The sequence below is a fragment of the Variovorax sp. SPNA7 genome, assembly GCF_033807855.1.
Taxonomy (GTDB): domain Bacteria; phylum Pseudomonadota; class Gammaproteobacteria; order Burkholderiales; family Burkholderiaceae_C; genus Variovorax; species Variovorax beijingensis.
Map to the genome: position 1 here is coordinate 1,359,256 of NZ_CP138513.1, position 23,892 is coordinate 1,383,147.

26 protein-coding genes and 1 tRNA gene are annotated in these 23,892 nt (G+C 66.1%); 18 read left to right on the forward strand and 9 right to left on the reverse strand.

Going from position 1 to position 23,892, the window contains the following annotated elements:
* Window positions 1-66: 66 nt before the first annotated feature.
* A complete protein-coding gene (purN, locus tag RZE77_RS06175) occupies window positions 67-663 on the forward strand; it encodes a phosphoribosylglycinamide formyltransferase (RefSeq protein ID WP_319441123.1) in 597 nt (198 codons plus the stop codon).
* A gap of 35 nt (window positions 664-698) precedes the next feature.
* A complete protein-coding gene (locus RZE77_RS06180) occupies window positions 699-1,019 on the forward strand; it encodes an I78 family peptidase inhibitor (RefSeq protein ID WP_319441124.1) in 321 nt (106 codons plus the stop codon).
* Window positions 1,020-1,056: 37 nt separating this feature from the next.
* Here the strand turns inward: RZE77_RS06180 and RZE77_RS06185 are convergent, their stop codons facing one another.
* Complete coding sequence (locus tag RZE77_RS06185) at window positions 1,057-1,296, reverse strand: DUF1653 domain-containing protein (RefSeq protein WP_319441125.1); 240 nt, start codon at window positions 1,294-1,296, stop codon at window positions 1,057-1,059.
* A gap of 44 nt (window positions 1,297-1,340) precedes the next feature.
* Here RZE77_RS06185 and RZE77_RS06190 point away from each other — a divergent pair, with 44 nt between their 5' ends.
* The 3 genes from RZE77_RS06190 (at window position 1,341) to RZE77_RS06200 (ending at window position 5,842) form a co-directional block, all read left to right on the forward strand.
* Entirely contained in the window at window positions 1,341-3,194 is a 1,854-nt protein-coding gene (locus tag RZE77_RS06190) for a M48 family metalloprotease (protein WP_319441126.1), read from the forward strand.
* Window positions 3,195-3,222: 28 nt separating this feature from the next.
* Window positions 3,223-4,494: an RsmB/NOP family class I SAM-dependent RNA methyltransferase gene (locus RZE77_RS06195; protein ID WP_012746428.1), complete on the forward strand. Its 1,272-nt coding sequence runs from the start codon at window positions 3,223-3,225 to the stop codon at window positions 4,492-4,494.
* Between the two features lie 133 nt (window positions 4,495-4,627).
* Entirely contained in the window at window positions 4,628-5,842 is a 1,215-nt protein-coding gene (locus RZE77_RS06200; RefSeq protein ID WP_319441127.1) for a DesA family fatty acid desaturase, read from the forward strand.
* Between the two features lie 150 nt (window positions 5,843-5,992).
* Here the strand turns inward: RZE77_RS06200 and rpmG are convergent, their stop codons facing one another.
* From rpmG to trxB, 3 genes are all read right to left on the reverse strand, one after another.
* The gene (rpmG, locus tag RZE77_RS06205; RefSeq protein ID WP_007830291.1) at window positions 5,993-6,166 is read right to left on the reverse strand and encodes a 50S ribosomal protein L33; all 174 of its coding nucleotides are present in this window, start codon (window positions 6,164-6,166) and stop codon (window positions 5,993-5,995) included.
* An 11-nt stretch (window positions 6,167-6,177) separates the two neighbouring features.
* Window positions 6,178-6,411, reverse strand: a complete 234-nt coding sequence (gene rpmB, locus RZE77_RS06210; protein ID WP_007830293.1) for a 50S ribosomal protein L28 — start codon at window positions 6,409-6,411, stop codon at window positions 6,178-6,180.
* A gap of 179 nt (window positions 6,412-6,590) precedes the next feature.
* Window positions 6,591-7,550, reverse strand: coding sequence for a thioredoxin-disulfide reductase (gene trxB, locus RZE77_RS06215; protein WP_319441128.1), 960 nt, complete (start codon window positions 7,548-7,550; stop codon window positions 6,591-6,593).
* Between the two features lie 181 nt (window positions 7,551-7,731).
* Here trxB and RZE77_RS06220 point away from each other — a divergent pair, with 181 nt between their 5' ends.
* The 8 genes from RZE77_RS06220 to RZE77_RS06255 all read left to right on the forward strand — a co-directional run bounded on the left by RZE77_RS06220 (window position 7,732) and on the right by RZE77_RS06255 (window position 16,981).
* Window positions 7,732-8,406 (forward strand): Crp/Fnr family transcriptional regulator, encoded by a 675-nt coding sequence (locus tag RZE77_RS06220; protein ID WP_319441129.1) that lies wholly within the window; start codon window positions 7,732-7,734, stop codon window positions 8,404-8,406.
* Between the two features lie 94 nt (window positions 8,407-8,500).
* Window positions 8,501-10,900, forward strand: coding sequence for a DNA translocase FtsK (locus RZE77_RS06225; RefSeq protein ID WP_319441130.1), 2,400 nt, complete (start codon window positions 8,501-8,503; stop codon window positions 10,898-10,900).
* 152 nt (window positions 10,901-11,052) lie between these two features.
* On the forward strand, window positions 11,053-11,685 hold the full coding sequence (gene lolA, locus RZE77_RS06230) for an outer membrane lipoprotein periplasmic chaperone LolA (protein WP_012746433.1): 633 nt from the start codon (window positions 11,053-11,055) through the stop codon (window positions 11,683-11,685).
* A gap of 23 nt (window positions 11,686-11,708) precedes the next feature.
* Window positions 11,709-13,001, forward strand: coding sequence for a replication-associated recombination protein A (locus RZE77_RS06235; protein WP_319441131.1), 1,293 nt, complete (start codon window positions 11,709-11,711; stop codon window positions 12,999-13,001).
* A 239-nt stretch (window positions 13,002-13,240) separates the two neighbouring features.
* On the forward strand, window positions 13,241-14,170 hold the full coding sequence (locus tag RZE77_RS06240) for a branched-chain amino acid ABC transporter permease (protein ID WP_215246055.1): 930 nt from the start codon (window positions 13,241-13,243) through the stop codon (window positions 14,168-14,170).
* 13 nt (window positions 14,171-14,183) lie between these two features.
* On the forward strand, window positions 14,184-15,383 hold the full coding sequence (locus tag RZE77_RS06245) for an ABC transporter permease subunit (protein ID WP_319430410.1): 1,200 nt from the start codon (window positions 14,184-14,186) through the stop codon (window positions 15,381-15,383).
* A 19-nt stretch (window positions 15,384-15,402) separates the two neighbouring features.
* A complete protein-coding gene (locus RZE77_RS06250) occupies window positions 15,403-16,176 on the forward strand; it encodes an ABC transporter ATP-binding protein (RefSeq protein ID WP_124957304.1) in 774 nt (257 codons plus the stop codon).
* 16 nt (window positions 16,177-16,192) lie between these two features.
* Window positions 16,193-16,981 (forward strand): ABC transporter ATP-binding protein, encoded by a 789-nt coding sequence (locus RZE77_RS06255; RefSeq protein ID WP_319442312.1) that lies wholly within the window; start codon window positions 16,193-16,195, stop codon window positions 16,979-16,981.
* 9 nt (window positions 16,982-16,990) lie between these two features.
* On the opposite strand, the gene RZE77_RS06260 is transcribed toward RZE77_RS06255, so the two are convergent.
* Window positions 16,991-17,965, reverse strand: coding sequence for a Bug family tripartite tricarboxylate transporter substrate binding protein (locus RZE77_RS06260; RefSeq protein ID WP_319441132.1), 975 nt, complete (start codon window positions 17,963-17,965; stop codon window positions 16,991-16,993).
* A gap of 32 nt (window positions 17,966-17,997) precedes the next feature.
* Complete coding sequence (locus RZE77_RS06265; protein WP_124957302.1) at window positions 17,998-19,062, reverse strand: CDP-6-deoxy-delta-3,4-glucoseen reductase; 1,065 nt, start codon at window positions 19,060-19,062, stop codon at window positions 17,998-18,000.
* Window positions 19,063-19,117: 55 nt separating this feature from the next.
* Between RZE77_RS06265 and RZE77_RS06270 the strand changes: the two genes are divergently transcribed.
* Both RZE77_RS06270 and RZE77_RS06275 read left to right on the forward strand, forming a co-directional pair.
* Window positions 19,118-20,059: an SDR family oxidoreductase gene (locus RZE77_RS06270; protein WP_319441133.1), complete on the forward strand. Its 942-nt coding sequence runs from the start codon at window positions 19,118-19,120 to the stop codon at window positions 20,057-20,059.
* Window positions 20,060-20,063: 4 nt separating this feature from the next.
* Window positions 20,064-20,690, forward strand: coding sequence for a DUF7002 family protein (locus RZE77_RS06275; RefSeq protein ID WP_319441134.1), 627 nt, complete (start codon window positions 20,064-20,066; stop codon window positions 20,688-20,690).
* A 120-nt stretch (window positions 20,691-20,810) separates the two neighbouring features.
* Here the strand turns inward: RZE77_RS06275 and RZE77_RS06280 are convergent, their stop codons facing one another.
* The 3 genes from RZE77_RS06280 to RZE77_RS06290 form a co-directional block, all read right to left on the reverse strand.
* Window positions 20,811-21,401 carry a HigA family addiction module antitoxin gene (locus RZE77_RS06280; RefSeq protein ID WP_018903184.1) on the reverse strand — a complete coding sequence of 197 codons (591 nt, stop codon included), beginning with the start codon at window positions 21,399-21,401 and terminating at the stop codon, window positions 20,811-20,813.
* 31 nt (window positions 21,402-21,432) lie between these two features.
* On the reverse strand, window positions 21,433-21,714 hold the full coding sequence (locus RZE77_RS06285; protein WP_319441135.1) for a type II toxin-antitoxin system RelE/ParE family toxin: 282 nt from the start codon (window positions 21,712-21,714) through the stop codon (window positions 21,433-21,435).
* A gap of 226 nt (window positions 21,715-21,940) precedes the next feature.
* Window positions 21,941-22,025, reverse strand: a tRNA-Leu gene (locus RZE77_RS06290).
* 129 nt (window positions 22,026-22,154) lie between these two features.
* Here RZE77_RS06290 and cysM point away from each other — a divergent pair.
* The 3 genes from cysM to RZE77_RS06305 are packed head-to-tail and all read left to right on the forward strand — an operon-like array spanning window position 22,155 to window position 23,861.
* A complete protein-coding gene (cysM, locus tag RZE77_RS06295) occupies window positions 22,155-23,057 on the forward strand; it encodes a cysteine synthase CysM (RefSeq protein WP_012746443.1) in 903 nt (300 codons plus the stop codon).
* Between the two features lie 8 nt (window positions 23,058-23,065).
* Window positions 23,066-23,644 (forward strand): NUDIX hydrolase, encoded by a 579-nt coding sequence (locus RZE77_RS06300; protein ID WP_319441136.1) that lies wholly within the window; start codon window positions 23,066-23,068, stop codon window positions 23,642-23,644.
* Window positions 23,634-23,861 (forward strand): sulfurtransferase TusA family protein, encoded by a 228-nt coding sequence (locus RZE77_RS06305; RefSeq protein ID WP_012746445.1) that lies wholly within the window; start codon window positions 23,634-23,636, stop codon window positions 23,859-23,861. The genes RZE77_RS06300 and RZE77_RS06305 overlap by 11 nt, the downstream gene beginning before the upstream one ends.
* Window positions 23,862-23,892: the final 31 nt, after the last annotated feature.

A 23,892-nucleotide genomic window follows, 5' to 3' on the forward strand; every position in this document is an offset into this window, starting at 1 on the left:
GTCGTGCTGTGAATCGGTGTCCGCGCGGCGACAACGCGGGCGGAGCACAGATAATCCCGGCCTCCCATGAAGAACATCGTGATCCTGATCTCCGGCGGCGGCTCCAACATGGCGGCCATCGTGCGCGCCGCCGAGCGCGACCGCTGGTCCGAGCGTTTCGGCGCCCGCATTGCCGCGGTCGTCAGCAACAAGGCCGAAGCAGGGGGGCTTGCGATCGCCAGGACCCACGGCATCGCAACCGCCGTGGTCCCGCACAAGGAGTTTGCGACGCGCGAGGCCTTCGACGAGGCGCTGGCGAAGGCGATCGACGCGCATTCGCCGGCGCTGGTGGTGCTGGCGGGCTTCATGCGCATCCTGACGCCGGGCTTCGTCGAGCGCTACGCCGGCCGCCTGGTCAACATCCACCCCTCCTTGCTGCCGGCCTTTCCGGGGCTGAACACGCACCAGCGGGCCATCGACGCCGGCTGCAAGGTGGCGGGCGTCACGGTGCACCAGGTCACCACGGAACTCGACCACGGCCCGATCCTCGCGCAGGCGGCAGTGCCGGTGCTGCCGGACGACACGGCCGCCACGCTGGCCGGCCGGGTGCTCGCGCAGGAGCATCAGTTGTATCCACGCGCCATTGCCGAATGGCTTGCAGATACATCAAGTCACACGTCTTAAATTTGTTTATATTCGCGGGTTTTCGGGAGCATGAATTGAGAACCCAATCGCTACTGTCCGCGGTCGCCGGCGCTGTCCTCTTGTCGGCCTGCGCCGCGCCAGCCCCCGCACCAGCCCCCGCATCCGCGTCCGCTGCACCACCCGAGCCGGTGTTCCAGTGCAATGCGGACGGCGCGCGTTTCGCCGTCGGCCAGCCGCTGTCGCCCCAACTCGAGGCTGCGGCCCGCGTGCGCGCCGGTGCGGGCACGGTGCGCGCACTGAAGCCCGGCGAGGCGGTGACGATGGAACTCAACGGCGGGCGCCTGAACCTCGATGTGGATGCGCGCGGCCGCGTGACCGACGTTCGCTGCGGCTGAGGCGCGCTCGGGCCGGCGTCGTCGAATACCTGGCGTTCTAGATCGGCGCGAAGCGCCGTTGGAGCACGCCATCGATCTCCACGGTGCCCTCGAACATCGCAGCCGGGCGGACCCACAGCCCCTTCGCGCCATAGAGCGTGCGGTACAGCGTCATCGGTTCCAGCGTTTCGCTGTGGCGCACGGTGCCCAGCACCTCGTATTCGCCGCCCTTGTAATGCCGATAGCGGCCGGGGGGCGTCTCGATCAGGGGTGGCAGGTCGTTGTCGTCGTCGTTCATGTTCTTGCTGGCCTTTCAATGTGAGGCTGGTGGAGGAAAGCCGGATGGATCGCGCTGATTTTGTTCACCTCGTCAGGCTGAGCGAGCATGCCAGCGCAGACGACAGCGCGCGCTACCGGCGCGGCGTCGCGGCCTTTGCGGCGCTCGGGTATCTCTGGGTGCTGGCCTGCCTTGCACTTTCCGTCGGCATCATCGCCTGGGTCGCGCTGGCTGCCGCACGCGGGCGTTTCAGTTTCACGCGCGGCTGGCTGCTGCTGTTCGCCCTGGGCCTGCTCTGGGCCACGCTGCGCGCGCTCTGGGTCCGGTTCGACGAGCCCGAAGGGCGCGAGCTTTCGCGCGCCGATGCGCCCGCGCTGTTCGAGGCGCTCGAGCGCATCCGCAAGAAGATCAAGGGGCCGCCGGTCCACCGCGTCTATCTCGACGACGAGTTCAATGCCAGCATCCGGCAGGTGCCGCGCTTCGGGCTGTTCGGCGGGGCGGTCAATTCCCTCAGCATCGGGCTGCCGCTGCTCATGATGCTCGACCGGCGGCGGCTGCTTTCGGTGCTCGCCCATGAATACGGGCACCTGCGCGGCAACCACGGCAAGCTCAGCGCCTGGATCTACCGCACGCGGCTGTCGTGGCTGAAGCTGGACGCCAGCCTGCAACGCGACGAAGGCGTGATGGCGCTGGTTTCGCAGGCTTTCTTCCGCTGGTACTTCCCGCGCTTCGCGGCCCGCACCTTCGCGCTCGCGCGGCAGGACGAATACGAAGCCGACCGCATCTCCGGCCGGCTGCTGGGCACGCCCGTGGCCGCGGCCGCCTTGACCGAAATAGCCATCAAGGCCAGCTGGTATGCCGACGAGTTCTGGGCCTGGCACTGGGCGCGCGCCGAACGGGAGCCGCAGCCGCCCGGTCCCTTCGAAGCCCTGAGCAAGCGCGCCGCCACGCCGCCGGACGCCGAATTCGCGCGCCAGGCCCTGCGCGAAGCCATGCGGCGCGTGAGCGACCTGGAAGACACCCATCCGGTGCTGCGCGACCGGCTCGAGGCGCTCGGCCAGAAGGCCGTGGTGCCTCCCTGGTCGACCGAACCCGCGCTGGCCATGCTGGCCGACAGCGCCAGGTGGATCGCGCATTTCGACAACCAGTGGCGCCGCGCCCATGCGAGCGACTGGAAGCAGCACCATGCGCATCGCTCGCGCATCCGCGAGCGCGTCGAGCTGCTCGCGGCGCGGGGCGAGCGCAACACGCCCGACGAACTGGTGGAGTGGGCGGATTCCGAGCGCCGGCTCGATCCGGCCGCCCCGGTGCGTGTCCGCTATGAGCGCGCACTCCAGATCGCGCCCGAGCACTCCGGCGCGCTGCGCGGACTGGCCCAGATGCTGCCCCTGCGCGACCGCGCGGCGCGCCTGGCCGTGCTCGAGCGCCTGTACGGCGCCAGCGCAGCCAGCCGCTGGTGGGCCGCCAAAAGTGCCGTGGCCGCGCTTGAAGACCCCGATGCGGGCCCGCACGACGAGGAAGCGCTCCAGCTGTGGCGCGGCCGCCTCAAGGAGGCCGAGGAAGCCGAGACCCGCGCCTGGGAAGAGATCACCGAGACGCCTTTCTTCAGCCAGATCACCCGGCACGACCTGAACGACCACGAACTGGGCGAACTGCGGGCCGAGCTCGCGCGGTGTCTTCCCATTTCGCAGGCCTGGCTGGTGCGCAAGAACCTGCGCGAATTCCCGTGGCGCCGGGCCTATGTCGTGTTCGTCGAACTGCCGGGGCTGGACGACGACGACCGCTGGCAGCTCTGCCGCCAGCTCGAACAGACGCTGAGCCTGCCGGGCGCGGCGCTGGTGCTCTGGGCCGGCCATTCGCCCACCCTGGCCGAAATCGAGCGGCAGGCTTTCGGGGCGATCTGGACGCGCACGGCGTAGCAGGCCGCCCGGCTGAGACAATCGGGGCATGCACCCCAAAGCCCTGTTGGAGGCCACCGCCGATCTGGTCGGCCTTGTCCTGAAATTCGATCACCCGGCCGACCAGGTCGTTTCGCGCTTTTTCCGCGACCATCGCGAGTTCGGTCCGCGCGAGCGCGCCACGCTTGCCGAGACTGTCTACACCGTGCTGCGCAAGAAGCTGCTGTTCGACCACCTCTCGCCCTCGGGCAGCGGTTCGAAGGAGCGCCGCATGGCGATCCTGGGCTTTCACGGCCCGCGCGACTTCCTCAAGAGCGCCCTCAACGACACCGAAAAGCGCTGGCTCGACAACTGCGACGCCGTCAAGCCCGACGATCTGCTCGAACGCCACCGCCACAACCTGCCCGAATGGCTGGTGGGGCCGCTCAAGGCCCAATTGGGCGACGGTTTCTGGGCCTTGGTCGAAAGCCTGCAGCAGCCCGCGCCGCTCGATCTTCGCGTCAACGCCCTGACCGACAAGCGTGCCGAGGTGAAGGCGGAGCTTGCGAAGGCTGCTATCAAATCGGAAGCAACACCGTTCTCGCCCTGGGGCCTGCGCATCGACGGCAAGCCCGCACTGACCAAGCTGGACGCCTTCGCCCGCGGCGCCGTCGAGGTGCAGGACGAGGGCTCCCAACTGCTCGCGCTGCTGCTGGATGCCAAGCGAGGCGAGATGGTGGTCGATTTTTGCGCGGGCGCCGGCGGCAAGACGCTGGCCATCGGCGCGACCATGCGCAACACCGGCCGGCTCTATGCCTTCGACACCTCGGCCCACCGGCTCGACGCACTCAAGCCGCGGCTCGCGCGCAGCAAGCTGTCGAACGTGCATCCGGCCGCCATTGCGCATGAGCGGGACGACCGCATCAAGCGCCTGGCCGGCAAGATCGATCGCGTGCTGGTGGACGCGCCCTGCTCGGGTCTGGGCACGCTGCGCCGCAATCCGGACCTGAAATGGCGCCAGTCGCCCCAATCGGTCGAGGAATTGACGGTCAAGCAGGCCGCCATCCTGCAAAGTGCGGCACGCCTGCTGAAATCGGGTGGCCGGCTGGTCTATGCCACCTGCAGCGTGCTGCCCGAGGAAAACGAGGCCATTGCCGAGGCTTTCAGCGCCGCCAACCCCGATTTCGTGCCCCAGGACGCCGCGGAGCTGCTGCAGGGCCTCAAGGTGGAGGGTTTCGAGGCGCTCTGCGCAGGCGGAGCGGACGGCCGCCGCTATCTGCGGCTGTGGCCGCACCGCCACGCGACGGACGGTTTCTTTGCGGCGGTGTGGAACCGCAAATAGGCACGGCACTCCAAATTAGGGTAAATCTGCGCCTTTAAGGAAGGGCAAAGGGCCTCATTTAAGCCCTGCCGCCTTAAAATCGCGGGTTAACTGAAAGGCTGCACCTTCGTGTGGCCATGGAGCACTTAATTCAATGTTGATTCCTGACTCTGCCGTTTTGAGCGCGGCCATCGACTGGCTCGGACACGGCTTGTGGGACCTCACATGGTGGCAAGTCGTGCTGTACACGCTCGTCACCACGCACATCACGATCGCTGCGGTCACGATCTTCCTGCATCGCACGCAGACGCACCGGGCCATGGATCTGGGTCCGATCCCCTCGCATTTCTTCCGCTTCTGGCTGTGGCTCGGCACCGGCATGGTGACCAAGGAATGGGTGGCCATCCACCGCAAGCACCACGCCAAGTGCGAAACCGAAGACGATCCGCACAGCCCTCAGGTCAAGGGCATCGACGAAGTCCTGTGGCGCGGCGCCGAGCTGTATCGCGCCGAGTCGAAGAACAAGGAAACGATGGAGCGCTACGGTCACGGCACGCCCGACGACTGGATCGAACGCAACCTGTACACCCGCTACAGCTGGCAAGGCGTGGGCCTCATGCTGGTCATCAACCTCGCATTGTTCGGCGTGCTGGGCCTCACGGTCTGGGCTGTCCAGATGCTGTGGATCCCGATCACTGCGGCCGGCATCATCAACGGCATTGGCCACTATTGGGGCTACCGCAACTTCGAAGCGCCGGACGCCAGCCGCAATGTCTCGCCCTGGGGCCTGATCATCGGCGGCGAAGAGCTGCACAACAACCACCACACGTATCCCACCTCGGCCAAGTTCTCGGTCAAGAAGTACGAATTCGACATCGGCTGGGTCTACATCCAGATGATGCAGAAGATCGGCTGGGCCAAGGTCAAGAAGGTTCCGCCAAAGATGCTGATGGGCGACATCCAGCCCGTGGCCAACGAGAAAACGCTCGAGGCTGTCATTGCCAACCGCTATGAAGTCATGGCCGGCTATGCCCGCGAGATGCGCCGTGTCACCAAGGCCGAACTGGCTGCGCTCAAGACCAAGGGCGGCGACATTTCGGTGCTCAAGGCGGCCAAGAACTGGCTGCATCGCGACGACGACAAGGTGCCCGCATCGGCCCGCTCGCACCTCGTGCAGGCGCGCGCTGCCCACCCGGTCATCGACAAGATGGTCACCATGCGCGAAGAGCTGCGCCAGCTCTGGCTCAACACCTCGCAGTCGCGCGAGCAGCTGGCGGCCGATCTGGCGGCCTGGTGCCACCGCGCGGAGGCCAGCGGCATCGCGGGCCTGCGTGAGTTCTCGACCCGCCTGCGCGCCGCACGCGCCTGATCAGACGGGCATTCGCGCCCATCAAAAAGCCGGCCTTGGGGCCGGCTTTTTTGTGCGTGCCGCACTGCACTGCACTGCGCGTGATTCGACAGGCAACAAAAAACCCACTGGGGTGAGCAGCGGGTTTTTTGTGGGGGAAACCGGGCCGAATTACTTCAGCTTGATTTCCTTGTATTCGACATGCTTGCGTGCCTTGGGGTCGAACTTCATGATCGACATCTTTTCAGGCATCGTCTTCTTGTTCTTGCTGGTCGTGTAGAAGTGGCCGGTACCCGCGGTGGATTCCAGCTTGATCTTTTCGCGTCCGCCTTTGCTCGTTGCCATGATTCAGCTCCTTAAGCTTGGCCGCGTGCACGCAGGTCTGCGAGCACGGCGTCGATGCCGTTCTTGTCGATCAGGCGCAGTGCGGCGCTCGAAACACGCAGGCGAACCCAGCGGTTTTCGGTCTCGACCCAGAAACGGCGGTATTGCAGGTTCGGCAGGAACCGGCGCTTGGTTTTGTTGTTGGCGTGGGAAACGTTGTTTCCGACCATCGGGCCTTTGCCCGTTACGTCGCATACGCGTGCCATGAGGACACTCTTTCTTGAACAGCTGGCACCGGCGCAATCGTGGCGATTGCAGGTGTTTTGCAGCTTGACCTCGCCAGAAAACGGGTGGCGGTACCCCGGCTTTGCCTGGATTCTCGGCCCCGGTTGAAAGGGGCTATTTCGGCAAAGCCTCGGATTATAGCCCTTTTGGGGCCGCTCGCTTAAAGCGTGCCGTCCTGCTCGAGGAAGCGCTGGGCGTCCAGCGCGGCCATGCAGCCGGTGCCGGCGCTCGTGATGGCCTGGCGGTACACGTTGTCCTGCACGTCGCCGGCGGCAAAGACGCCCGGAATGCTGGTCATCGTGGCAAAGCCCTGCAGGCCCGAGCGGGTCAGGATGTAGTTGTCCTTCATCTCCAGTTGTCCCTGGAAGATGTCGGTGTTGGGGTGGTGGCCGATGGCGATGAAGCAGCCCTTGAGATCGATCTGCTCGGTGGCGCCCGTCTGCGTGTTCTTGATGCGGATGCCCGTCACGCCGGTGTCGTCGCCCAGCACCTGGTCGAGTTCGTTGTGCAGCTTCAGGACGATCTTGCCCTCGGCGACCTTCTCCATGAGCTTGTCGATCAGGATGGGCTCGGCGCGGAACTTGTCGCGGCGATGCACCAGCGTGACCTTGTTCGCGATGTTGGCCAGGTACAGGGCTTCCTCGACGGCGGTGTTGCCGCCGCCGATCACGCACACTTCCTGCTCGCGATAGAAGAAGCCGTCGCAGGTGGCGCAGGCCGAGACGCCGCGGCCCATGAACTTCTGTTCCGAGTCGAGCCCAAGGTACTTGGCGGAAGCGCCGGTGGCAATGATCAGCGAATCGCAGGTGTAGGTGCCGCTGTCGCCGGTGAGCGTGAACGGGCGCTTGCCGAGGTCGACCTTGTTGATGTGGTCGAAGACGATCTGCGTCTTGAAGCGCTCCGCATGCTCGAGAAAACGCTGCATCAGCTCGGGGCCCTGCACGCCGTGCACGTCCGCGGGCCAGTTGTCGACCTCGGTGGTCGTCATCAATTGACCGCCCTGGGCGATGCCGGTGATGAGCAGGGGCTGGAGATTTGCGCGGGCTGCGTAGACGGCGGCGGTGTAGCCGGCCGGGCCGGAGCCCAGAATCAGGACCTTGGCGTGTTGGGGAGCGGACATGAGTGGAAAACCTAGGATTTGCGCTGCTTCAGCGTGTACATTTTCAGGGTGGTAGCGATATATGTGGAGTATCACCGCTCGGTTCAACACCGGGTGCACGGTGTTTTCAATGCGCGCGATTGTAGTAATCCATCGGGCCGACGGTGGACGAGCTTGCGCACGCCGTATCAGGGATTGATAAATGTCGATGCTGTCCAATCTTGAGTTGCTGCGGCGTGTTCCGCTGTTTGCCTCGCTCACGTCTTCGCAGTCTGCAAGCATTGCGGATGCGATCATCAAGAAGCGCTTCAAGCGAGCCGAAGTCATCGTCGAGCAGGGCAAGAAATCCGACGCGCTCTACATCATCCTGACCGGCCGCGCGCGCGTGACGAGCGCCGACAACCGCGGGCGCGAGGTGATCCTTGCCACCTTGCATCCAGGCGATTACATCGGCGAGATGAGCCTGATCGACGACGAACCCCATTCGGCCACCGTGCGCACCGAGATCCAGTGCGACGTCCTCATGCTCGACCGTGATGCGTTCGCGCGCTGCCTGCCCGAGAACTCCTCGATGGCCTACAACATCATGCGTGGCCTGGTGCAACGGCTGCGCCACGCGGACCGCAAGATCGAATCGCTCGCGCTGATGGACGTCTATGGACGCGTGGCGCGCTCGCTGCTCGAGTTCGCGATCGATGACGGCGCGGGCAACATGAAGGTGCGCGACAAGATCTCGCGCCAGGATCTCGCGAAAATGGTGGGTGCCTCGCGGGAAATGGTGAGCCGCGTGATGAAGGACCTCGAGGAGCGCGGATTCGTCCAGACCCAGGACGACGGCTCCATGATCGTCAAGGAGCGGCTCCTGTCCCTGACTTGAGCCGCCGGCACCGGCGCTTCTGGCGGCCGCGCCCTTTTGTTGTAGTGTTCAGGCACCCAGCCGCCGCTTCGAAGGGCTCGGTGCCGCGTTTTTCATGACTTATTCGCTCAATACGCTTCAATCTTCTTCCGCCGCCGAAGGGCAGCCCGTGCGCATGCGCGCGATGCGCTTCGCCCACGAGATCACGCTGATCGCAGGCTTTGCGGGGCTCCTGTTCTGGCTGCTGGCCATGCTGAGCTTCACGCCTTCCGATGCGGCCTGGTCGACCTCCGGCACCGGCGGCGAGATCAAGAACTGGGGCGGCCGCATCGGCGCCTGGCTGGCCGACGGCAGCTATTTTCTGGCGGGCTATTCGGTCTGGTGGTGCCTGGCGGCGGGATTGCGGGCATGGCTCTCGTCGCTGGCCAACTGGCTGCGCGGCGGCGACGCTGCGCCGGCCGAGCAGCCGGTGCGCGGGCGCTTCAACCGCAGCCGCCTGGCTTTCTGGTTCGGCCTGGTGCTGCTGCTGTGCGCGAGTGCGGTGCTCGAATGGTCGCGCCTGTACCGGCTCGAATCCCACTTGCCGGGTTCGGGCGGCGGCGCGCTGGGCTACCTGGTGGGCCCGGCCAGCGTGCGCTGGATGGGCTTTACGGGCTCGGCGCTGGTGGCCATTGCCGCCGGCGTGATCGGCTCGGCGCTGGTGTTTCGCTTCTCGTGGAGCCAGATCGCCGAGCGCATTGGCGCGCGCGCCTATTCGCTGTTCGAGTCGCGCCGCGAAAAGCGCGAAATGGCGGCCGACATCGCCATGGGCAAGCAGGCCGCCCGCGAGCGTGCCGAGGCCGAAGACCTGCCGTTCTCGCGCGCAGCGGCCGGCGGCGAGCTGGCGGATGCCGATGGCGACGAAGAACTGCGCATCGAGCCGCGGCCGAAGCGCCGCGCGGCGTCGCCGCCGGTGCAGATCGAGCCTGCGATGACCGAGGTGCCCCGCAGCGACCGCGTCGTCAAGGAGCGCCAGAAGCCGCTCTTCAAGGAACTGCCCGACAGCAAGCTGCCGCAGGTCGACCTGCTCGACGCCGCGCAGGCGCGCCAGGAAACGGTCTCGGCCGACACGCTCGAGATGACCTCGCGCATGATCGAGAAAAAGCTCAAGGATTTCGGCGTCGAGGTGCACGTCGTGCTGGCGTCGCCGGGGCCGGTGATCACGCGCTACGAGATCGAGCCGGCCACCGGCGTCAAGGGCTCGCAGATCGTCGGCCTGGCCAAGGACCTGGCGCGCTCGCTCTCGCTGGTGTCGATCCGCGTGGTCGAAACCATTCCGGGCAAGAACTACATGGCGCTCGAACTGCCGAACGCCAAGCGGCAGTCGATCAAGCTCAGCGAAATCCTCGGCTCGCAGGTCTACAACGAGGGCAAGTCCTTCCTGACGATGGGCCTGGGCAAGGACATCATCGGCAACCCCGTGGTGGCCGACCTGGCAAAGATGCCGCACGTGCTGGTGGCCGGTACTACCGGTTCGGGCAAGTCGGTGGGCATCAACGCGATGATCCTTTCGCTGCTCTACAAGGCCGAGGCACGCGACGTCCGCCTGCTCATGATCGACCCGAAGATGCTCGAAATGTCGGTCTACGAAGGCATTCCGCACCTGCTGGCGCCCGTGGTCACCGACATGCGCCAGGCCGCGCACGGCCTGAACTGGTGCGTGGCCGAGATGGAGCGCCGCTACAAGCTCATGAGCAAGCTGGGCGTGCGCAACCTGGCCGGCTACAACACCAAGATCGACGAGGCCAAGGCGCGCGAGGAGTTCATCTACAACCCCTTCAGCCTCACGCCCGACGATCCCGAGCCGCTCAAGCGCGAGCCGCACATCGTGGTGGTGATCGACGAGCTGGCCGACCTGATGATGGTGGTGGGCAAGAAGATCGAAGAGCTCATCGCCCGCCTCGCGCAGAAGGCGCGCGCCGCCGGCATCCACCTGATCCTGGCCACGCAGCGGCCCAGCGTCGACGTGATCACCGGCCTCATCAAGGCCAATATTCCCACGCGCATTGCCTTCCAGGTGTCGAGCAAGATCGACAGCCGCACCATCCTCGACCAGATGGGCGCCGAAGCGCTGCTGGGCATGGGCGACATGCTCTACATGCCGAGCGGTACGGGCCTCCCGATCCGCGTGCACGGCGCGTTCGTGAGCGACGAGGAAGTGCACCGCGTGGTGGCCTACCTCAAGAGCCAGGGCGAGCCCGACTACATCGAAGGCGTGCTCGAAGGCGGCACGGTCGACGGCGACGGCGACATGCTGGGCGAGGGCGGCGATGCCGAGAAGGACCCGATGTACGACCAGGCGGTCGAGGTGGTGCTGAAGAACCGCAAGGCCAGCATCTCGCTGGTGCAGCGGCATTTGAAGATCGGCTACAACCGCGCGGCGCGGCTGGTGGAAGACATGGAGAAGGCGGGCCTCGTCAGTGCCATGAGCGGCAGCGGCCAGCGCGAGATCCTGGTGCCGGCGCGCGCCGAATAGCCGGCCAATGCCTGCGGACCCCGGCGTTACGCACTGACAGCCACTTTGCAAAAGCTGCAATAACGTTGCATAACTTCATGAAGCCCCGCACATGGCGCAACGCGCAGCGGGGTATGGTCATGCCAACGCCATCGCTTCCAGAGGAACCCCAATTGAAAATTCGCCATTGGCTGTTGATCGGCCTCCTGTGTTCCGCCAACGCCTGGGCCGGCGGCCTTGAAAGCCTCGAGGCCTTCGTGAAGACGGTCAAGTCGGGCCGTGCCGAGTTCACCCAGACCGTGACGGCGCCGCCGCGCGAAGGCCAGCCCGGCCGCACCAAGACCTCCACCGGCACCTTCGAATTCCAGCGGCCCGGCAAATTCAAGTTCGACTACCAGAAGCCCTTCGCCCAGAGCATCGTGGCCGATGGCAAGACGCTGTGGCTCTACGACGCCGACCTGAACCAGGTCACGCAGCGCGCCCAGTCGCAGGCGCTGGGCTCGACGCCCGCCGCACTGATTGCCGCGGCACCCGACTTGCGCGCGCTGCAGGCCGACTTCACGCTCGAGGCCGCGCCCGAGCGCGACGGCCTGCAGTGGGTCAAGGCCACGCCAAAGAACAAGGACGGCCAGCTGCAGAATGTGCAGGTCGGCTTCCAGGGCGACGCGCTGGCAGCGCTCGAAATTCTTGACAGCTTCGGGCAGCGCTCGGTGCTCAAGTTCAGCAAGGTCGAAGTGAATCCGGCGCTGCCTGCCAGCGCGTTCGAGTTCAAGGCACCCGCTGGCGCCGACGTCATCAAGCAATAGCAGCCACCAGACGCACCGCAGGTTTGGCCACCAGTTCGCATCAACCCCTTGCCGAGCGCCTGCGTCCGAAGACGCTCGGCGAGGTCATCGGCCAGCAGCACCTGCTGGGGCCGGGCATGCCGCTGCGCATTGCCTTCGAATCGGGCCAGCCGCATTCCTGCATCCTCTGGGGGCCGCCCGGCACCGGCAAGACGACCATTGCGCGGCTGATGGCCGATGCCTTCGATGCGCAGTTCCTCAGCATCAGCGCCGTGCTCGGCGGGGTCAAGGACATCCGCGAGGCGGTCGAACGCGCCACTGCGGAGCGCGACGGCCTGGAGCAGCGGCGCACGATCGTCTTCGTCGACGAGGTGCACCGGTTCAACAAGAGCCAGCAGGACGCGTTCCTGCCGCATGTGGAATCGGGGCTGTTCACCTTCATCGGCGCCACCACCGAGAACCCGTCGTTCGAGGTCAACTCGGCGTTGCTTTCGCGTGCGGCCGTGTACGTGCTGCAACCGCTCACCGAGGCCGATCTCAAGCAGATCGTCGCCAAGGCGCAGGCCATCCAGGCGGTTCCCGGCATCGAGGATACGGCCATCGACCGGCTGGTTGCCTATGCCGACGGCGATGCGCGGCGCCTGCTCAACACGCTCGAGACGCTGGCCGTCGCGGCCCGCGCCGAGAAGCTCGGCCACATCACCGACGAATGGCTGCTGCGCGTGCTCGGCGAGCGCATGCGGCGCTACGACAAGGGCGGCGAGCAGTTCTACGACACCATCAGCGCGCTGCACAAGTCGGTGCGCGGCAGCGACCCCGACGCCTCGCTCTACTGGTTCGTGCGCATGCTCGACGGCGGTGCCGATCCGCGCTACATGGCGCGCCGGCTGGTGCGCATGGCCAGCGAGGACATCGGACTGGCCGATCCGCGCGCGCTGCGGCTCGCGCTCGACGCCGCCGAGGTGTATGAGCGCCTGGGCACGCCCGAAGGCGAACTCGCGCTGGCCGAGTGCGTGATCTACCTGGCGATGGCACCCAAGTCGAACGCCGTCTACGCCGCCTACAACGCCGTGCGCGCGCTCATCAAGAAGGACAGCACGCGTCCCGTGCCGATGCACTTGCGAAACGCGCCCACCAAGCTCATGAAGGACCTCGACTACGGCAAGGGGTACCGCTACGCGCACGACGAGGAGGGCGGCTTTGCCGCGGGCGAGCGCTACCTGCCCGATGGCCTCGAGGGCCAGGTTTTCTACCAGCCCGTCGAGCGCGGGCTCGAAATCCGCATCGCGGAAAAACTGCGCGAACTGCGCCGCCTGAACGGCCAGCGCGAGGAGTGATACGCCTTTTCACCATGCGCGTACGCCATGCATGACTTCACTCGCATACAGCATGGCGTGAGCGGGTAAACCCCGGGCAAGGCGCACCAAATCGGCGCTGGTGGGTGCTTACAATCCCGGCCACAAATCAGCCAGCGGCACATGTTGGCTGGTTTTTTGCTTATCAAGCCAAGGTGCCAAACCGGTGCCAAGGTGGGTGAACAGCACCCCGCAACGGTGCAACAAATAGGGAACGCGTTATGGAAATATTGCTGCAGCAGATCATCAACGGTCTGGTCCTGGGCAGCATGTATGCCTTGATAGCCTTGGGCTACACCATGGTGTACGGCATCATCAATCTGATCAATTTTGCGCACGGCGAAGTGCTGATGGTGGGGGCGCTCACGAGCTGGACCATCATCGGACTCATGAAGGAATCCATGCCCGGCACGCCCGGCTGGCTGATCCTCATCATCGCGCTGATCATCGCCTGCATCGTTGCAGCCACGCTCAACTTCGTGATCGAGAAGGTCGCCTACCGGCCGCTTCGCAACAGTCCCAAGCTCGCGCCGCTGATCACGGCCATCGGCATGTCGATCCTGCTGCAGACGCTGGCCATGATCATCTGGAAGCCCACCAACAAGGCCTATCCCAACCTGCTGTCGACCACGCCCATCGAGGTGGGCGGCGCGGTGATCTCGCCCACGCAGGTCATGATCCTGAGCGTCACGGCGTTCTCGCTCGTGGTGCTGATGTGGCTGGTCAACTACACCAAGCTCGGCCGCGCGATGCGCGCCACCGCCGAGAACCCGCGCGTCGCGGCGCTCATGGGCATCCGGCCCGACATGGTCATTTCGGCCACCTTCATCATCGGTGCCGTGCTCGCGGCCATCGCGGGCGTCATGTACGCCTCCAACTACGGCATCGCGCAGCACGCGATGGGCTTCCTGCCCGGCCTCAAGGCCTTCACCGCGGCGGTGTTCGGCGGTATCGGCAACCTGGCCGGCGCGGTGGTCGGCGGCATCCTGCTCGGACTGATCGAGGCCATCGGCTCCGGCTACATCGGTTCGCTGACCGGCGGCGTGCTGGGCAGCAACTACAGCGACATCTTCGCTTTCATCGTGTTGATCGTCATGCTCACGCTGCGGCCCTCGGGCCTGCTCGGCGAGCGCGTGGCGGATCGGGCCTGAGGAGCAGCACACCATGAAAAACAGCAAGAACCTCGCTCTCTACGTTCTCGGCGTCGTCGCCGTGCTCGCGCTGCCGATCTTCCTGCAGAGCCAGGGCAACGCCTGGGTGCGCATTGCCGACATCGCATTGCTCTACGTGATGCTCTCGCTCGGCCTGAACATCGTCGTCGGCTACGCCGGCCTGCTCGACCTGGGCTATGTCGCCTTCTTTGCCGTGGGGGCCTACCTCTTCGCGCTGATGGGCTCGTCGCACCTGTCCGACACCTTCCCGTGGTTCAAGGCCATGTTCCCGAACGGGCTGCACACCTCGCTGCTCATCGTGATACCGCTGGCGCTGGTGGTGGCCGGGGTGCTGGGCGTGATGCTCGGCGCGCCCACGCTCAAGCTGCGCGGCGACTACCTGGCCATCGTGACGCTCGGCTTCGGCGAGATCATCCGGGTGTTCCTGAACAACCTCGACCAGCCGATCAACATCACCAACGGGCCGAAGGGCATCACCGCCATCGACTCCGTCAAGTTCTGGGGGCTCGACCTGGGCAAGGCCTGGAAGTTCGACGGCTTCACGATCTCGTCGGTCACGCTCTACTACTACCTGTTCCTTGCGCTGGTGGTGGCCACGATCATCATTTCGCACCGCCTGCAGATGTCGCGCATCGGCCGCGCCTGGATGGCCATCCGCGAAGACGAGATCGCCGCCAAGGCCATGGGCATCAACACCCGCAACATGAAGCTCTTGGCCTTCGGCATGGGCGCGAGCTTCGGCGGCGTGTCGGGCGCCATGTTCGCGGCCTTCCAGGGCTTCGTTTCGCCCGAGTCGTTCAGCCTCATGGAGTCGGTGATGATCGTCGCCATGGTGGTGCTGGGCGGCATCGGCCACCTGCCGGGCGTGATCCTGGGCGCCGTGCTGCTGGCCGCGCTGCCCGAGGTGCTGCGCTACGTGGCCGGGCCGCTGCAGGCCATGACCGACGGCCGACTCGACGCGTCCATCCTGCGCCAGCTCTTCATCGCGCTGGCCATGATCGTGATCATGCTGGTGCGTCCGCGCGGCCTCTGGCCTTCGCCGGAGCATGGCAAGACCTTGCAGCGCAAGGGCGGAATCGCCCCCGACGCCCCGGTGGCGCCAGGCTCGCTGCAGACCCACGCGCCGGGCATCGAGACGCCCGCCGACGAGCTGCCGGGTGCGGCCTCGCGTCCCATGTCGATCAATCCGTGAGCCGAAGGAAAACATCAACATGACGACAGACACCATCCTCGACGTCCGCGGAATCTCCAAGCGCTTCGGCGGCCTGCAGGCGCTTTCCGACGTCGGCATCACCATCAAGCGCGGCCAGGTCTATGGCCTCATCGGCCCCAACGGCGCCGGCAAGACCACGTTCTTCAACGTGATCACCGGGCTCTACACGCCCGACAGCGGCAGCTTCGAGTTGGCCGGCAAGCCCTACCAGCCCACGGCCGTGCACGAAGTGGCCAAGGCCGGCATTGCGCGCACCTTCCAGAACATCCGCCTGTTCTCCGAAATGACGGCGCTCGAGAACGTCATGGTGGGGCGCCACATCCGCACCCATTCGGGCGTGTTCGGCGCCATGCTGCGCACCCGTTCGTTCAAGGCCGAGGAAAAGGCCATTGCCGACCGTGCGCAGGAACTGCTCGACTACGTGGGCATCGGCAAGTTTGCCGACTACAAGGCGCGCACGCTGTCGTACGGCGACCAGCGCCGGCTCGAGATTGCGCGCGCACTGGCCACCGACCCGCAGCTCATCGCGCTCGACGAGCCCGCCGCCGGCATGAACTCGACCGAGAAGGTGCTGCTGCGCGAGCTGATCGACCGCATCCGCAAGGACGACCGCACCATCCTCATCATCGAACACGACGTCAAGCTCATCATGGGCCTGTGCGACCGCGTCACCGTGCTCGACTACGGCAAGCAGATTGCCGAAGGCACGCCCTACGACGTGCAGAAGAACGAGAAGGTGATCGAGGCCTACCTCGGCACCGGAGGACACTGAAATGGCGACGACGACAATGACGAGCGCAGAAGAAACAACGACGACAGCAACGGCAACTGCAACTCCGCCCAAGACCGCGGCCAACGCCCCTGGCAAGACGCTGCTCAAGGTCAGCGGCCTCAAGGTCGGCTACGGCGGCATCCAGGCGGTGAAGGGCGTGGACTTCGAGGTTCACGAAGGCGAACTGGTGTCGCTGATCGGTTCCAACGGTGCCGGCAAGACCACCACCATGAAGGCGATCACCGGCACGCTGCCAGCGGGCGCCGGCAGCATCGAGTTCCTGGGCCGCAACATCAAGGGCCGCGGCGCCTGGGACCTGGTGGGCGAGGGCCTCGTGATGGTGCCCGAAGGCCGCGGCGTGTTCACGCGCATGACGATCACCGAGAACCTGCAGATCGGTGCCTACATCCGCAACGACAAGGCCGAGATCGCCAGCGACATGGAGCGCGTGTTCGTGACTTTCCCGCGCCTGCGCGAGCGCAAGGACCAGCTCGCGGGCACCATGTCGGGCGGCGAACAGCAGATGCTGGCCATGGGCCGCGCGCTCATGGCGCGCCCCAAGGTGCTGCTGCTCGACGAGCCCACCATGGGCCTGTCGCCGATCATGTGCGACAAGATCTTCGAAGTGGTGCAGACCGTGGCCGCGCAGGGCGTGACCATTCTGCTGGTGGAGCAGAACGCCAACCGCGCGCTGCAGCTGGCCGACCGCGGCTACGTGATGGAGTCGGGCCTCATCACGATGACGGGCGACGCCAAGGATCTGCTGAGCGACCCGCGCGTGCGCGCCGCCTACCTGGGCGAATAATCTCCGGGGTCAGTCGACCCTGGCGCCGGTTGCCTTCACGACGGCTTCGTACTTGGAGAGTTCGCTCTTCATGAACGCGCCGAACTGCTCGGGCGAATTGGCGACCGGCTCGGCCAGCAGCGTGGCGAAACGGGTCTTCGTCTCCGGCGCATTGAGCGCCGCCACGAAGGCCTGGTTGAGCTTCACGACCACGTCGTGCGGCGTGCCGGCCGGTGCCACCAGCCCCCACCAGGTGTCGATCGAGAAGCCCTTGAGCGTGTCGGCCACCGGCGGCAGCTCGGGCATGGCGCTGCTGTGCTGCAAGGTCGTGACCGCAATGGCCTTGAGCTTGCCCGAGCGGATGTTCGGCGCCGCCGTGGCAAGGTTGTCGAAGTTGAAGTCGACCTGGCCCGAGAGTAGCGCCAGCTGCGCCGGATTGCCGCCGTTGTACGGAATGTGCAGCGCGAAGATGCCGGCCTGCTTCTTGAACAGCTCGCCCGCCAGATGGCCGGCGCTGCCGTTGCCACCGCTGCCGTAGTTGAGCTTGGCGGGGTTGGCCTTGGCGTAGCGGATCAGGTCGGCCACGGTGTTGATCTTCAGGCGCTGCGCCGTTTCCGCGTTCATCACCAGCACGTTCGGCACGCGCACCATCTGCGTGATGGGCGCGAAGTCGGTCGCCGCATTGAACGGGATCTTGCTGTAGAGCCACGGATTCACCGCATGGGTGGCGGTGGCCGCAATGCCGATGGTGAGGCCGTCGGGCGCCGCCTTGGCCACGATGTCGGCGCCGATGTTGCCGCCCGCACCGGGCTTGTTGTCGATGATGACCGTGCCCAGGGAGTCCTTCACGCGTTCGGCCAGCATGCGGGCCGTGACGTCGATGGGGCCGCCGGCGGCGTAGGGCACCACGAGGCGGATCGGGCGCTGCTGCTGGGCCGCGGCCTGGCCGGTGGCCAGCAGCGTGGCGCTGGCGAGCAGCGCGAGGAGGAAGTGTCTCGTCTTCATTCTTTTATGTCTCGGGGGAAGGGAAAGCGGGATCAGGGAAGCGCCTTGTCGGCCTCGGTGGTGAACGCGTCGGCAAAGAATTCTTCGTCGGGCAGGCCGGCCAGCGCCACGTAGTCGTGCCGGGCCGAGTCGACCACGATCGGCGCGCCGCAGGCATACACCTGGTGGCCCGAAAGGTCGGCAAAGTCTTCCAGCACCGCGCGGTGCACGAAGCCCGTGCGGCCGGTCCAGTTGTCTTCCGGCGTGGCGTTGGAGATGACCGGCACATAGCGCAGGTTCGGCATCTCCTTGAGCTGCTCGCGCACCCAGGCGTCCATGTAGAGGTCTTCGGGCCGGCGGCCGCCCCAGTAGAGCGTGGCGGCCCGCTCGATGCCCTTGAACTTCATGTGCTCCAGCAGCGCCTTGATGGGCGCGAAGCCGGTGCCCGAGGCCAGCAGGATCATCGGCTTGGCCGAATCCTCGCGCAGGAAGAAGCTGCCGTAGGGGCCTTCGATGCGGAGGATTTCCTTTTCCTTCATGGCGCCGAACACATGGTCGGTGAACTTGCCGCCCGGCAGATGCCGCAGGTGCAGCTCGATGCCCGTGCCCGGCTCGGCCAGCGTGTGCGGCGCATTGGCCATCGAGTAGCTGCGGCGCGCGCCGTCGCGCAGGATGAATTCCACATACTGGCCCGCATGGAACTGCAGCGGCTCGCCGGCCGGCAGCTGCAGACGCACTTTCATCACGTCGTGGGAGAGCCGCGTGAGCGCCAGCACCCGCACCGGCATCTTGCGGATCGGCAGGGCACCGGCCTCGGTGACCTGGCGCGACTCGAGCACCACGTCGCTCTTGGCATGGGCGCAGCAGGTGAGCACGAAGCCCGCCAGCTGCTCTTCGGCGCTCAGCGCCTTGCTCTGGTGCGGACCGAGCTCGACCTCGCCCGAGAGCTTCCTGCACTTGCACGAGCCGCAGGCGCCGTCCTTGCAGCCATAGGGAAGGCCGATGCCCTGGCGGATGCCGGCCGCGAGAATGGTTTCGTCGCCATGCACCACGAAATGACGCCCGCTGGGCTCGACGGTGATGGAAAAGCCCGCTTCGTGCGGCGCTGCAACAGTCATCGGTATTCTTCGGCTTGTTTCAGCCTGGGTCTGAAAAGGGAAAGGAACTCGGATTTTGCCTTCAATCAATAGCCCTTCCGGCGCGCTGCCGGCGCGCTTTCGCCGCGAACGCCTGCTGATCGTGGGCTGCGGGGACGTCGGCCAGCGCGTGGCGCGCAGCCTGCGCGGCCGCGTGCAGCTGGTGGCGCTCACTTCATCGAGCGAGCGGATGCCGGCCCTGCGGGCGGCCGGCATCCGTCCGCTCCAGGGCAATCTGGACGATCCGGCCACGCTGCGCCGCCTGGCTGGCGTGGCCACCCGCGTGCTGCACCTGGCGCCACCGGCGCGCGACGGTGGTACCGCCTGGTGGCGCGACCAGCGCACCACCGCGCTGGCGCGCGCGCTGCGGCTGCGTTCCGTGCCGCTTGCGTTCGTCTACGGCTCCACCAGCGGCGTCTATGGCGACTGCGGCGGCGCGCGCGTGAGCGAAACGCGCCCCGTGCGGCCCGACACACCGCGCGCCCACCGCCGTGTGGACGCCGAGCGCGCGGTGCGCTGGCTCGGCCGCAGCGCGGGCGTGCGCGCCAGCATCCTGCGCATCCCGGGCATCTATGCGCCCGACCGCGAGGGCGGCACGCCGCGCCAGCGGCTCGCGCGCGGCACGCCGGTGCTGCGGCGCGAGGACGACGTGTTCACCAGCCACATCCATGCCGACGATCTCGCGCGGGCCTGCGTGGCGGCGCTGTTCCGAGGCCGGCCGCAGCGCATCGTGCATGCCTCGGACGACACCGAGCTGCGCATGGGCGACTACATCGACCTGGCGGCCGACCTGTACGGCATGCCGCGCCCGCCGCGCGTGGCGCGCGAGGAAGCCCAGCGCCAGCTGCCGTTGCAGCTGCTGAGCTTCATGGGCGAATCGCGCCGGCTCGACAACACGCGCCTCAAGCGCGAACTGCGCGTGCGGCTCGCGCACCCGACGGTGCACACCGGCTTGCGCGAAGAAGCAGCAGCAGCCTGAAGCCGTGCCGAACCTGCCCGCGAAGGCTTTTCATTTCGTCGATGCCGCCAACTGGACGGCGGTGCAGCAGCAGGGGCTGTGCAGCGCCGACGAGCTGCTGCGGCGCGGCGCCTTCGGACCTGAAGTGGAAGCCGCGGTGCGCGCACACCGTCCCGAGGGCGTCACGCTGCCCGACGGCCGCTACATCCGCGACCAGCGGCCCATGCCGCCCGGGGCGCTGGCACGCTGCCTCGATCCCGGCCTGGTGCCGGCCGACTGGTATGCGCTGCTCAACGGCTGCGTGTTCTTCTGGCTGGACCCCGAGAGGGTGCAGCGCCATCGTGCCGCCCTGCGCGGCCGGCCGCAGGTGCTGCTGACTTTCGATGCGCGTGCGCTGGCCGCTGCCCACGGGGCTGTCGCGCACGTTTCGCCGTTCAACGTCGGAAGCGCCCTGCGCAAGGCTGCGCCGCGCGGGCTGCGAACGCTGGTGCCGCTGGCGCAATGGCAGGCGAAGGGATGGGTGTCGGAGGCGCTGCCACAGCAGGCGGTGCGGGCTGCAAGCCATCGGCCGGCGGAGCTGGTGCTGCGCGCGGCCGCCGTGCCGGACGCGATGCGCCATGTCACGGCAACCGAAATGATCGGGGCTGCGTGAGGGCAGGCAAGACAGGGGAGAGGAGTGGTGCCGAGATGGGATCCGGCGGGCACGTGCAGCGGCGATCAAGACCTCGCATGGCCCTCGCTCGCCCCACTTGAACGGTCGGGCGCCTGCACGTCAATGCTTGACGGATCCATCTCTCAGGGTCACCAGGAACGAAGGGCTACTCACTTTGCCGAGTAGTTCCTTGGCGGCTGCTTCGGCGTCCTGGGCTGCAGCGTCCCACGTCTTGACCTGGCGGCGTTCAGCGTCCGTGAGTGCCCTTTTCCCCTCGCGCAAGCACTTCGACCAAGAGGCGTAGAACTCGGGCACCTTTTGCGTCCCGCCCAACCTGTGCGAGAGCACGAGGATGTATCGCTTCTGGGCGGCGTCGACCTGCTTCGCGCTGCAGCCGTCGGCGTTGCTCACGTAGACCATGTAGGTCAGCGGCTCAATGTCGTCCAATTCATCGTGCAGCGCGTCGCGCGTTGTGGCGGCGTCATAGTCGCGCTGCAAGTTCATCCAGAACTCATCGCTCAGACCGAACGCACGCGACAGCCGAAGCCCGGTATCGGCCGTGATGCCACGCTCACCGGCAATGATTGCCGTGATGCGAGTCAGCGGGACATGGATTGCTTGGGCCAGCTTGTACGGCGTGATGCCCATTGGCGATAGAAATTCCTCGACGAGGATCTCGCCTGGGTGTGGGTACGGTACTTGGCGCGTCATAGAAACTCCTTTTCTCAGCGTCAGGTGCAACTCAGTGGTAATCGACAATCTCAACGTCGGTGGGGCCTGCCTCAGTCCACACGAAGCAAACGCGCCATTGATCATTGACGCGGATGCTGTGTTGGCCGATGCGGTCACCTGCCAGCGCTTCAAGACGGTTGCCGGGCGGCACGCGCAGATCGATCAGCACGCCCGCGGCATTCAGCATTGCCAGCTTGCGCATCGCGACTGTCGCCAGATTGGCCCATCGGGCGACACGTTGCCCTTCGAACAGGTTCTTGGTGTCGTCGCACTTGAAGCTCTGGATCGCCATGCGCTAAATGGTAACGCCATGCGTTGGTAACGTCAAGCGTTACCAAATGGGGGATGCTTGAGAGAAGAATCAGTCGGCGCCGCGCGAGGGCCAGTTCCCGCTGCAATGCGTGAACGGCCTTGGTGACGTGCTCAGTAAGGCGACATCACGCCGCACGAGCAGATGAAGTTTCAAGAAAGCGGAACACGTCGCGGAACAAGATATGGAATCAATAGCTGAAAAGCTATGGTGCCCGGGGCCGGAATCGAACCGGCACACCTTTCGGTGGGGGATTTTGAGTCCCCTGCGTCTACCAATTTCACCACCCGGGCACATCCGGAAGGAAGCCCAAAATTATGGCACAGTGGGAATATGAATTGCCCCCACGCTCATCACTTCGCGTATTCACTGCCCCCCGAGGGGGCGCTCAACGTCCTTTGGGCGGCCATGCGGACGTTGCCATGAATTATCCGACGATCGAAGACGCCATCGGCAAGACCCCCCTGGTGGCCCTGCAACGCATCGATGCAGCCGAAAACGCCAGGCGCGGCAATGTGATCCTCGGCAAGCTGGAAGGCAACAATCCCGCGGGCTCGGTGAAGGATCGTCCCGCGCTTTCGATGATCAAGCGCGCCGAGGAGCGCGGTGAAATCAAGCCCGGCGACACGCTGATCGAAGCCACCTCGGGCAACACCGGCATCGCGCTGGCCATGGCGGCGGCCATCAAGGGCTACCGCATGGTGCTGATCATGCCGGAGGACCTGTCCGTCGAGCGCGCGCAGACCATGAAGGCCTTCGGCGCCGAGCTGGTGCTCACGCCCAAGAGCGGCGGCATGGAATACGCCCGCGACCTGGCCGAGCAGATGGTGGCGCAAGGCAAGGGCCGGGTGCTCGACCAGTTCGCCAATGCCGACAATCCGCGCATCCACTACGAGACCACCGGCCCCGAGATCTGGGCCGACACCAAGGGCAAGATCACGCATTTCGTGAGCGCCATGGGCACCACCGGCACCATCACCGGCGTCTCGCGCTTCCTGAAGGAAAAGAACCCCGCGGTGCGCATCATCGGCGCGCAGCCGGCCGAGGGCTCGCGCATCCCGGGCATCCGCAAGTGGCCCGCCGAATACCTGCCCAAGATCTACGACCCGAGCCGGGTCGACGAAGAAATCAGCGTGAGCCAGGACAACGCCGAAGAGATGTGCCGGCGCCTTGCGCGTGAAGAGGGCATCTTCGGCGGTATCTCCGCGGCCGGCGCGCTCTGGGTCGCGCTCGAGGTTGCCAAGACGGTCGAGAACGCGACCATCGTGTTCGTGGTGTGCGACCGCGGCGACCGCTATCTCTCGACCGGCGTTTTTCCCGCCTGACCGAAGCCATGGCCCACCCCAAGTTCTGCCAGGCCTGCGCCACGCCGCTCGAATGGATCGCGCTGATGGAAGACGGCGGTCCCAAGGAGCGCCTGCGCTGCCCGTCCTGCGGCCACACGCATTGGAACAACCCCACGCCCGTGCTCGCGGCCATCGTCGAGTACCGCGGACAGGTGCTGCTGGCGCGAAACGCCGCCTGGCCCGTGAAGATGTACGCGCTGATCACCGGCTTCATGGAAGCCGGCGAAACGCCCGAGGAAGGCATTGCGCGCGAGGTCAAGGAAGAAACCAACCTCGACGTGAGCGCGACCAAGCTCGTGGGCGCGTACGACTTCCAGCGCATGAACCAGATCATCATTGCCTACCACGTGGTGGCCGATGGCGAGGTGAAGCTTTCGCCCGAGCTGCTGGACTACCGCCTCTACGACCTGCCCGACCTCAAGTGCTGGCCCGCGGGCACCGGCTATGCACTGGCCGACTGGCTGCGCACGCGCGGACACGAGCCGGTGTTCTTTACCGCGGCGGAAAACGAGGAACGGCGGCGCGGCCTGAACCTGCCGCCCGAGGAGCCGAAGCATGCAGGTTGACCGCGAACTCGACACACGGGGCCTGAACTGCCCGCTGCCCATTCTCAAGGCCAAGAAATCGCTCAACGACATGGCGAGCGGCCAGCTGCTGAAGGTGGTGTCGACCGACCCGGGCTCGCTGCGCGACTTCCAGGCCTTTGCGCGGCAGACCGGCAACGAACTGGTCGAGCAGCAGACGATCGGCAGCGACTTCATCCATGTGCTGAAGAGGCGCTGAGTGCCGGAAAAGAAAAGGGCCCCGTCGGGGC

Excerpts from the sequence above, each read along its gene's own strand:
- RZE77_RS06190 (WP_319441126.1), top strand. The coding sequence starts at position 1,341 with ATGGATCGCGCTGATTTTGTTCACCTCGTCAGGCTGAGCGAGCATGCC.
- RZE77_RS06250 (WP_124957304.1), top strand. The coding sequence starts at position 15,403 with ATGACGACAGACACCATCCTCGACGTCCGCGGAATCTCCAAGCGCTTC.
- RZE77_RS06255 (WP_319442312.1), top strand. The coding sequence starts at position 16,193 with ATGACGAGCGCAGAAGAAACAACGACGACAGCAACGGCAACTGCAACT.
- RZE77_RS06280 (WP_018903184.1), bottom strand. The coding sequence starts at position 21,401 with ATGACGCGCCAAGTACCGTACCCACACCCAGGCGAGATCCTCGTCGAG.
- RZE77_RS06260 (WP_319441132.1), bottom strand. The coding sequence starts at position 17,965 with ATGAAGACGAGACACTTCCTCCTCGCGCTGCTCGCCAGCGCCACGCTG.
- RZE77_RS06195 (WP_012746428.1), top strand. The coding sequence starts at position 3,223 with ATGCACCCCAAAGCCCTGTTGGAGGCCACCGCCGATCTGGTCGGCCTT.
- purN (WP_319441123.1), top strand. The coding sequence starts at position 67 with ATGAAGAACATCGTGATCCTGATCTCCGGCGGCGGCTCCAACATGGCG.
- cysM (WP_012746443.1), top strand. The coding sequence starts at position 22,155 with ATGAATTATCCGACGATCGAAGACGCCATCGGCAAGACCCCCCTGGTG.
- RZE77_RS06305 (WP_012746445.1), top strand. The coding sequence starts at position 23,634 with ATGCAGGTTGACCGCGAACTCGACACACGGGGCCTGAACTGCCCGCTG.
- RZE77_RS06200 (WP_319441127.1), top strand. The coding sequence starts at position 4,628 with ATGTTGATTCCTGACTCTGCCGTTTTGAGCGCGGCCATCGACTGGCTC.
- RZE77_RS06240 (WP_215246055.1), top strand. The coding sequence starts at position 13,241 with ATGGAAATATTGCTGCAGCAGATCATCAACGGTCTGGTCCTGGGCAGC.
- RZE77_RS06300 (WP_319441136.1), top strand. The coding sequence starts at position 23,066 with ATGGCCCACCCCAAGTTCTGCCAGGCCTGCGCCACGCCGCTCGAATGG.
- rpmB (WP_007830293.1), bottom strand. The coding sequence starts at position 6,411 with ATGGCACGCGTATGCGACGTAACGGGCAAAGGCCCGATGGTCGGAAAC.
- RZE77_RS06265 (WP_124957302.1), bottom strand. The coding sequence starts at position 19,062 with ATGACTGTTGCAGCGCCGCACGAAGCGGGCTTTTCCATCACCGTCGAG.
- trxB (WP_319441128.1), bottom strand. The coding sequence starts at position 7,550 with ATGTCCGCTCCCCAACACGCCAAGGTCCTGATTCTGGGCTCCGGCCCG.
- rpmG (WP_007830291.1), bottom strand. The coding sequence starts at position 6,166 with ATGGCAACGAGCAAAGGCGGACGCGAAAAGATCAAGCTGGAATCCACC.
- RZE77_RS06245 (WP_319430410.1), top strand. The coding sequence starts at position 14,184 with ATGAAAAACAGCAAGAACCTCGCTCTCTACGTTCTCGGCGTCGTCGCC.
- RZE77_RS06285 (WP_319441135.1), bottom strand. The coding sequence starts at position 21,714 with ATGGCGATCCAGAGCTTCAAGTGCGACGACACCAAGAACCTGTTCGAA.
- RZE77_RS06220 (WP_319441129.1), top strand. The coding sequence starts at position 7,732 with ATGTCGATGCTGTCCAATCTTGAGTTGCTGCGGCGTGTTCCGCTGTTT.
- RZE77_RS06185 (WP_319441125.1), bottom strand. The coding sequence starts at position 1,296 with ATGAACGACGACGACAACGACCTGCCACCCCTGATCGAGACGCCCCCC.
- RZE77_RS06225 (WP_319441130.1), top strand. The coding sequence starts at position 8,501 with ATGACTTATTCGCTCAATACGCTTCAATCTTCTTCCGCCGCCGAAGGG.